Here is a 9011-nt window from a genome sequence, read left to right as displayed (position 1 = left end):
CATAACTGCTGCTAGGTCGAGTGTGAGGAGAGGGCGCTGGGTCTGTTGTGCGAGCCAGCGTGCAGCCAAGGTCTTCCCAACTCCCGGGGGGCCTGTGAACAGCAGTGTCGAAGTCGGAGTGATCCCGGCGCGTTCAAGGCTGCTGATATGCGCGCGCTCCTCGACGAATGCGCTCAGTGTCTTCTGGATTCCCTCATCCCACACAGGCTCCACGTCGATTGCTGGCGAAAATTCTTCTCGAACTAGGTGGAGCTTCGTATCTTGATCGAGCGGGCGGATAGCCGACGCGACTCCACGAGTTGGTTGTGCTGCGGCTCTGGACATTACAGAAGCGACCTTGTCACTCAAGTCAGGGCGTTCATGACTCAGTCGAGGAAGGTCACGGCGGATAAGCAGCAAGGCATCGTCTCGCTTGTTATCTACCAACAATCGAGCTAAGTGGACTAGTACGTTAGCAACATCCATAAATTAGTCCACTGCTAAGTGAATGAAAATAGAAAGAAATGAAGATCAATGGACGGATTTTATCAGAGTAGGGCGAGGGCGTCCACGATCTGGCCGCTGCTCTGCAAATATAAACGGACTACTACAGGCGGGGTGTTGCAACCCCATGGTAGCGAGTGAAGGTGAGGCGGATCGCGGGACTGCCGTCTTCAAGTGGGCCGCACTTGTGTGGCGGGGCGGACTCATCGGACCGCTCACCCGACTCACCACCCATCCTGTGAAGCACATCAGCGCTGAGGGCTGCATAATGTTGCAAAGAACTCCGCGATGATCACCGGGGCAGTCACGATGACACAGAACGATCCGAAGACGCGAATGCGTATCAGCGTAGCTGCGCGCGACGCTACGTACGCTAAGTACAGTCACTGCTGTGCGATTTGTGGCACGGGGACGGCTTTGGGTCTCCAGCACATTACTCCCATCATGTATGGGGGCGATTCATCGCCTGAGAACTTGATACTGCTCTGCGCGCAGTGCCAGGCCTCCATGGGCCAGCAGCCCAGGGAAATAGAGTTCGTAAGCTTCCTGGCTGAAGTGATGACGCTTCATCCCGACTACAAGGGTGTTCAGCGGGACGCTTTGATTGGGGGGAACAATCGCCTGCGAGCGGATTTGATTGCTGAACGTCTCAGGCCGATGCCCGCGCGCTCGTTGATCATCGAATGCAAGACAACGACGACGTTTGGATCCGGCGGGATCGCTAATGTCATCCAGCAGCTGCGCACCTACGCAGGGCATTTGCCGCAGAGCGAGCCCATCCTCGCGATTCCGGCCTCGTTGCGCGAGGCTGAGACCGATGCGGTTCGCGGAGCGGGCATCGAGCTGTGGGATCTACCCACGCTTGCGAAGCTGTTCTCTGGGCAGTTGCCGAAGGCCACACCCGGATTTTACCCTGCAATCCTGCAATCGATACGCGCCTCGGCGGGAGGTCCATCCACCGAGCTTAGCCTTGCGGAGAAGCTCAAGGCCTGCGCCCCAGGAAAAAGAGACTGGCTGGTCTATCAAAGCCTCATTGGCGACATTCTTGAGTGGCTCTTCTACCCGACGCTTGCCAAACCCCTCTGTGAGCATAATGACAAAGCGAAAGCGAACCGACGTGATTTCATCATCCCCAATTACGCCGAGCAGGGCTTCTGGGCATTTTTGCGCAACAACTATCAAGCAGACTATGTCGTCGTTGATGCGAAGAACTACTCAAAGAAGGCGTCGAAATCGGACGTGTTGCAGATTGCAAACTATCTAAAGCCGCATGGCGCGGGGATGTTTGGATTGATCCTGTCTCGCCGCGGCGGTGATATCCGAGGTTGCGAGCACACCGTTCGCGAACAATGGAGCATTCACCGCAAATTGATTCTGATCCTGGATGATGAGGATGTTCAGGCAATGCTCACGGCAAAAGGGAGCGACGCTCGCCCGAGGAGATCCTGGCACAGAAACTTCAATCTTTCCGCCTCTCGATGTAGGCGCCGGTGCCTCGAGGGCTCACAGTTTGATGGCGGTGAAGCCCCCAAGCGCAACCCCACGCCATCGGCGAGTACCCTTGCTCGAATCGAACTATGGCCGCAGATGGTGCGCTATACATTCTGAAGACCATGCGCCGAGTGTTGGGCGCTGTTGGTAGATAACGTGAGCCGTTGCGTCTGCCCGGTCGGACGTCTTCCATGCGTCACTAGTGAGAAACGCCGAGTTTTCCACGAATCGCACGAATCGCAGGATAGGCCTGCGGCTGCTGTTGTTGAGCACTGTGGTCCAGGGCCACTACACATTTCATCGCTGCACGCGTCTCACTGGAGACGAAGGCACGATTTCGTAGCTTCGCGGAACAGCAGCAGATGACCGAGTCGGCATTGCTGAATCGGCTGGTTGATTCGGCGGCACGTTGTGTTGGCGAGATCGATACCGATGTTTTGAAGCCGGCGGGGCGTCGATTGCGTGGATCGCGCACGTGCGTCCGGCTGCATCCCGACGACCGGTTGTTGCTGAGTGAGCGGGCGGCGTCGCGGCAGATGGCGGTAGCGACGTACATATCGGTGCTGGTGCGCGCTCACCTGCGAAACCCCTCTCCGTTACCGAAGGCCGAGCTGATGGCACTCAAACAGTCGGTGGCCGAGCTGGGGGCGATTGGCCGCAACTTCAATCAGCTGACGCGGCTGGCGCATCAGGGCACGGCCCGGGCCCACCCCGAGGGGATCTGATGGCGATCCTCAAGGCCTGCGAGGCGCTGCGCGATCACACCAAGTGCCTGGTGAAGGCCAGCGCCCAGTCATGGAGTGCGGGCATGAAGCCGATCCGTCTTGACCTCGGTGAGCCGCTGTTCGACATCGTGAGCTACGGTCGGGCGGCGCCCGGTCGGCGGATGTATCTAACCCCCACGCACTTCGAGCAGATTCGCCGAACGGTCACGCGGGTGCCTGAGGTGATGGTCAAGGAGTCCGGCGGGCGCGGCTCGAGCATCCTTAGCGGCGTGAAGGCCCACTTCAACTACATCGGCCGACGTGGCGAACTCTCGATTGAGACGGACGAGGGCGAGCGGTTGGCGGGCAAGGAGGCCGTCCAGCAGCTCATCGAGGATTGGGACTTGGATCTGGAGGCAGATCGTCCACGCACGGACTTGTATGCGATCAATCGACGTGATCCGCCTAAGCTCATTCATCGGATCATCTTCTCCATGCCGGCCGGCACGCCGCCGAAGAAGGTGCTGGGCCGTCCGCGGTCTCGCTCGCGAGAAGTTTGGGCGCCGGCATCGCTACGCGATGGTGCTGCACACAGATGAGCCGCATCCCCACGTGCATGTCGTCGTGAAGGCGGTCAGCGAGGCCGGTGGAACATCTTGCCACTGCGTCGGATTCGGACGATCGCCGTATAGCGCAGAGAGCCGTCGGGCTGCTTTCTCAGCTTGAGATATGGCATGGTAGGCTTACCTCGGGGCGACAAGCGTTTATGTCGCCTTTTTGTCGCCCCGGCAACTCAAATACTACCCCCGAATTCGCAAAAATCCCGCAGTAACGCCCTGAATGGAAAACCCGAGGAAAATAGGCATTTCGAGCGAAAACTCCAGTCTTTCAAGGGCCCGGAAAGTCAGCGTAGCCCCAATGATGGACTACACCGACCGCCACTGTCGGTTCTTCCTCCGCCTGCTAAGCCCGAACACTCTCTTATATACAGAGATGCTGACCTCGGCCGCCTTGGTCCGGGGCGATGGCGCGCGCCTGCTGAATTATGACCAGGCTGAGCATCCGGTGGCCTTGCAGCTGGGCGGCAGCGACCCGAAGGAACTGGCGATTGCGGCGAAGATGGGAGCCGACGTCGGTTACGACGAGATCAATCTGAATTGCGGTTGCCCGAGTGACAGAGTGCAGAGTGGTCGCTTTGGCGCTTGTTTGATGGGAGAGCCGGCGCTGGTGGCGGAGTGCGTGAGCGCGATGCGAAGCGTGGTGAGTGTGCCGGTGACGGTGAAGTGTCGCATCGGTATCGAGCCGATGCCGCAGGCGGAAGATGAGTTTGTATTCCTACGCCAGTTCATACAAACGGTGGCGGCGGCGGGGTGCGATGTGTTCGTCATGCACGCGCGCAAGGCGATCTTGAAAGGATTGAGTCCCAAAGAGAACCGCGAGATCCCGCCGCTGAAGTACGACGTGGTCGCTGAGCTGCGAAAAGAATTTCCGAAGCTCACCTTCGTGCTCAACGGCGGCGTCAAGACGGTCGAAGAAGTAACAAAACATTTAGAAACATTCGACGGCGTGATGATCGGTCGCGAGGCGTATTCGAATCCTTATCTATTGGCGCAGCTCGAACAGGTGGTTTTCGATCCGAGCTGGACGTTGCCGGCGCGCGAGCTGGTGATCGAGCAGTACGCTGACTATGTGCGCGCTCGGCTGGCGGAAGGGCATCGATTGCGGAGCATGGTCAAGCATGTGCAGGGCCTGTACGCCGGCCTGCCCAGAGTGCGGTCGTGGCGGCGCTATCTTTCCGAAGGGGCCGGCAATCCCACGGCCGGGGCCGATTTGCTGCTCGATGCGTTGCGAATCGTGCAAGCGGCCTGATCCGGTCTCAACAGTAAAGATTCCGAAAGGCAAAGCCGCCGCTGCTCGCGGCTAGTGCTTAAAGTCGGCAAGCGCGGTAAGTTTCACGGCTTGCCAACAACCTCCGGGATCGACATGACCGTCAATCGTCGTGCTCGCGGGCTCATGCTCGCGCTGGTCTTCTCTTTAGCGCCCGTCGCTCAGGTGTGGAGTTACACACTCGAGCAGGTGCGCAGCTACGCCTTCCCCGAAGATCTGGTCGCCGCGAAACAAGGCGCACAGGTTGCTTGGCAGGTCAACGATCATGGCAAGCGCAATATCTGGGTGGCGAAGGGCCCGGACTTCGCGGCCCGCCAAGTCACCAACTACACTCAGGACGACGGCCAGGAAATTTCCAGCCTGCTGTTGACGGAAGACGGTTCGCGACTCGTCTACGTAAGAGGCGGAGAACACGGCGGCAACTGGGATCGCGGCTTGCCGGTGAACGTGCTGTCGCATCCGGCCGGCACCAAGGTCGAGATCTGGACCATCCCGGTCGCGGGCGGCACGCCGGTGCGCCTGGCCGAGGGCGACTATCCGACGCTGTCGCCGGACGGTCGCAAGGTCGTCTTCATCAAAGACGGCGCGGCTTGGATCGTGCCGTCCGACGGTAGTGCCGAACCTAAGAAGCTGTTCACTGCGCGCGGCGGTACGGGTTCGTTGCAGTGGTCGCCGGATGGTTCGCGATTGGCCTTCATCTCGTCGCGTGACGCCACTTCCTATGTCGGTATCTACTCCGACGACAACACCCCGATTCGCTGGATCGCGCCGGACGTATATCGCGACAGTCAGCCGACGTGGTCGCCCGACGGCAAGCAGATCGCCTTCATCCGCCGCCTCGGCGATGGCGGCACACCGCCGCTAGCGCTCGAGTTCGAGCCGCGGCCGTATTCGATCTGGATCGGCGATGCGCAGACGGGCACCGCGAAAGCGATTTGGAGCAGTGGCAAGACGCTGCGCGAGTCGACGCTCAGCGGCTTCTTCGAGTGGGCGGCGGGCGATCGCCTGGTCTTCAACTCTTATAAAGACGGTTGGCAGCACGTGTACTCGCTGTCCACCAAGGGCGGCACGCCGGAGCTGCTGACGCCGGGCAATTACATGGTGGAAGAGGCGACGCTCAGCGCCGATCGTAAACGCGTCATCTTCGCGGCCAACACCGGCACCGACAAAGACGATCACGAGCGCCGGCACTTGTTCCAGACGCCAGTGGAGCGTTCCAAGGTGACGCAGCTGACTTCGGGCGCGGGCCTGGAGTGGTCGCCGGTCGTCACGGGCGACGATCGCCTGTTGTATCTGAGCGGGACGGCCACACGTCCGCCGCTGCCGGCGATTTTGAAAGATGGCAAGCAGAAGCTGATCGCGCCCGAGTTGCTGCCGGCGAAGTTCCCGGCCGACGATTTGGTGACGCCGAAGAGTGTCACGTTCCAGGCTGCTGACGGCCTGACGGTGCACGGTCAGTTGTTCGTGCCGAAGACGAAGGCCAAGGGCAAGCGGCCGGCAGTGGTGTATCTGCACGGCGGCCCGCAGCGGCAGATGGTGCTGGGCTGGCACATGATGGGGTACTACTCCAACGACTACGCCATCAACCAATATCTGGCGCATCGTGGCTTCGTGGTGCTGGCCGTGAACTATCGGCTTGGCCCGGGCTACGGCTTCGACTTCCACTTCCCGCCCAAGGCGGGCCAGCGCGGCGCCTCCGAGTATCAGGACGTGCAGGCGGCCGGCAAGTATCTGCAGTCGCTGCCGGACGTGGATGGTCAGCGAGTTGGTATCTACGGCGGTTCGTATGGCGGCTATCTCACTGCCATGGGCCTCGCGCACGACTCGGCTCTGTTCAAAGCCGGCGTCGACATCCACGGCGTGCATGACTGGATTCTCCAGTACGGCTTGAAGGAGCTGTTCAAGCGCGAACAGTACGAAGTGCCTGCCGATACCAAGCAGGCCATCGAAGCTGGCTGGACGTCCTCGCCGGTTTCGGCGCTCGCCGGTTGGAAGTCGCCGGTACTGTTCATCACCGGTGACGACGATCGCAACGTTCGCGTTGGTCAGACGGTGGATCTGTCGCGTCGACTGCGCGACACGGGCGTGCATCAGGAGGCCCTGATCCTGGTCGACGAGACCCACAGCCTGCAGCGTCACGAGAATGTACTGAAGGCGAACCAAGCCACGGTAGAATTCCTCGAACGCTTCCTGAAGGAAGCCAACCGGGAATGAGGTAAGCGATATGTGGCGATCCGTGGTCATGGCGGCGGCATTGATCCCTGCCATAGCAACGGCCGCGGCAACCGGCAGCGACGGGAGTTGGATTAAAGCGGGCGAGGCGGCCTTATCGGCCGTCGAGCAGGAGCGCGCCGCTCGCGACATCCCGTCCATCGTGGTCGGCATCGTCACTCGCGACGGGCTGGTTTGGTCGGGCGGCGTCGGTCATTCCGACGCCGACGGCAAGCTGCCCGTCGATGCTCGTACTGTCTATCGCATCGGCGGACTGACTCAGGCATTCACTGCCGAGTCATTGCGCTCGCTGGCGGCCCGCGGCGTCGTGGCTCTCGACGCGCCGGTCCAGCGCTACCTCCCTGAATTTCAGCCTCGCAATACCTTTGGTGGCGAGATCACGCTGCGTCAGTTGCTCGAACATCGCAGCGGACTGGTGCGCATGCCGCCCCGAGGTAATCACTTCGATCTGGAGCCGGTGACTTTGGCGGATGCCGTCACCAGCTTGAACGCGACGGCTTTGGTCGCGAAGCCGGGCACGGCTTACAAGTATTCGGATGCAGGCTATGCCGTGATTGCTCGCGTGCTCGAGGTCGCTGCCGGTAAGGCGTTCGATCAGGTGCTCGCTGAGACTGTCTTCGCGCCGAGAGCCATGACTCGTACGTCGCTGCGAGCGGATCGCAGTTCGTTGGCGCATTCGATAGTGGCGCCGTTCGATGGTGAGCGCTTCACCGCGACTGTGTTCGATACCGGCGTCGCTGCTTCTGTCGGCGCTTACTCCAACTTGAGTGATGTCGCTCGGTTTGCGCAGTTCCTGCTCGGCCGTGACGCCAATGCTTTGGGCGGCGAGCTGACTCGCGGCTCGTTGGATGGTCATGCCAGCGCGTCGCTCAGCGGCGGGCTGTATGGATACACGACGGGTCTATCGTTGTTTCCGGCCGATGGCTTTGCCGTCGTCACCTTGATAGCCATCGACAGCGCGCAGCCAGTGTTGCAACGAGTGCGTGACTACACGGCTCGTCAGGTGTTCGCTTCGCGGGGCAAGCAGCGTCGGCCGGTGGTGGAACCGAGCACCAAGCTGACCGTGGCGCAGGCACATCGCTTGCAAAGCCACTACAGCGACGGCAAGCACAGCCTGGATATTCGTATCGTCGATCAACGCTTGTTCCTCGAAGCGCCGGAAGTGGCTGGTGAGCTGCGTCAGCGCGGTAGTCGCATTGTCGTCGATGATCTGTCGACCTCCGGTGACGAGCTGCAGGTCGATCCCAAAGGCCGCTCGGTGACGTTTCGTGGCGTCGTGTATCAGCGCACTGAGTGGGCGCGACCGCCGGAAGCGAATGACGAGTTGGTCGGGCTGGTGGGCGAGTACGGTTGGTTCCATAACATCGTTCGCGTCTACGAGCGCGATGGCGAAGCTTATGCGCGAGTCGAGTGGTCGCAGCATCACAAGTTGGAGCGAATCGGTGAGGATTCTTATCGGTTCCCTTCCGCTGGGCCGTACTCGAATGAAGAACTGAAGTTCATGCGCGATGAGCGTGGCGTGGGCATGGCGGTGAGCCTCAGTGGCTTCGTGCTGCCTCGACGCGATCTCGGTGCAGAGACGGAAGTGCGTGGCCGGATCAATGCGCGCTTCGTTCCGGAGCTGTTGGCGGGTGCGAAGAAACATTCGCCGCCGGTGGAGTCGGGGCGCTTCCGTAAGCCGGACCTGGTCGAGGTTCACACGGTCGAGCCGGGCACCAAGCTCGACGTGCGTTACGCGACGGCGGAGAACTTCATGGGTGCGCCGTTCTACGATTCGCCGCGGTTCTTCTTGCAGCGGCCCGCTGCGGACGCTTTGGTTCGCGCCCATCGCAAGCTTGCTGAGCAGGGCTTCGGCATCGCGTTGTTCGATGGCTATCGGCCGTGGTACGCCACGCGGATGTTCTGGGACGCAGTGCCGCCGGAGAGCCGGCCGTTCGTGGCCGATCCCTCGCAGGGCTCGCGGCACAACCGTGGTTGTGCGGCGGACATCAGCCTGTTCGATCTGAAGACCGGCAAGGTTGTGGATATGGTGGGGCGTTACGACGAGCCGTCGTCGCGTTCGTCGCCGCTGCATGTCGGTGGCACGTCGCTGCAACGTTGGCGGCGGGATCTGTTGAAGAACGCGATGGAAGCGGAAGGCTTCGATGTCATCGTCAATGAGTGGTGGCACTTCGACTTCGGCGAATGGCGCCAGTATCCCATCATGAACTTCGA

8 protein-coding genes are annotated in these 9011 nt (G+C 60.9%); 7 read left to right on the top strand and 1 reads right to left on the bottom strand.

Features of this window, described 5'->3' with window-relative positions:
- On the bottom strand, positions 1 to 324 hold a 324-nt coding region (locus tag JNL55_RS01595; RefSeq protein ID WP_293848519.1), incomplete at its 3' end, for an AAA family ATPase.
- Between the two features lie 468 nt (positions 325 to 792).
- On the opposite strand from JNL55_RS01595, the gene JNL55_RS01590 reads away from it, so the two are divergent.
- From JNL55_RS01590 to JNL55_RS01565, 7 genes are all read left to right on the top strand, one after another.
- Positions 793 to 2091, top strand: coding sequence for an HNH endonuclease (locus tag JNL55_RS01590; RefSeq protein ID WP_293848518.1), 1299 nt, complete (start codon positions 793 to 795; stop codon positions 2089 to 2091).
- Between the two features lie 260 nt (positions 2092 to 2351).
- The gene (locus tag JNL55_RS01585) at positions 2352 to 2699 is read left to right on the top strand and encodes a plasmid mobilization protein (protein WP_293848517.1); all 348 of its coding nucleotides are present in this window, start codon (positions 2352 to 2354) and stop codon (positions 2697 to 2699) included.
- Positions 2699 to 3277 (top strand): hypothetical protein, encoded by a 579-nt coding sequence (locus JNL55_RS01580; protein ID WP_293848516.1) that lies wholly within the window; start codon positions 2699 to 2701, stop codon positions 3275 to 3277. Before JNL55_RS01585 ends, JNL55_RS01580 begins: the two co-directional genes overlap by 1 nt.
- Complete coding sequence (locus JNL55_RS37310; RefSeq protein ID WP_415922981.1) at positions 3258 to 3404, top strand: hypothetical protein; 147 nt, start codon at positions 3258 to 3260, stop codon at positions 3402 to 3404. The genes JNL55_RS01580 and JNL55_RS37310 overlap by 20 nt, the downstream gene beginning before the upstream one ends.
- A gap of 114 nt (positions 3405 to 3518) precedes the next feature.
- Positions 3519 to 4547 (top strand): tRNA dihydrouridine(20/20a) synthase DusA, encoded by a 1029-nt coding sequence (dusA, locus tag JNL55_RS01575; protein ID WP_293848515.1) that lies wholly within the window; start codon positions 3519 to 3521, stop codon positions 4545 to 4547.
- Positions 4548 to 4661: 114 nt separating this feature from the next.
- Entirely contained in the window at positions 4662 to 6779 is a 2118-nt protein-coding gene (locus tag JNL55_RS01570; protein ID WP_293848514.1) for a prolyl oligopeptidase family serine peptidase, read from the top strand.
- Positions 6780 to 6789: 10 nt separating this feature from the next.
- The coding region (locus JNL55_RS01565) for a serine hydrolase (protein WP_293848513.1) at positions 6790 to 9011 on the top strand (2222 nt) is incomplete at its 3' end.

Source organism: Steroidobacter sp. (assembly GCF_016790065.1).
Lineage (GTDB): Bacteria > Pseudomonadota > Gammaproteobacteria > Steroidobacterales > Steroidobacteraceae > Steroidobacter.
The sequence above is the reverse complement of the archived record's forward strand: the minus strand, read 5'-3'. Positions and strand labels throughout refer to the sequence as shown.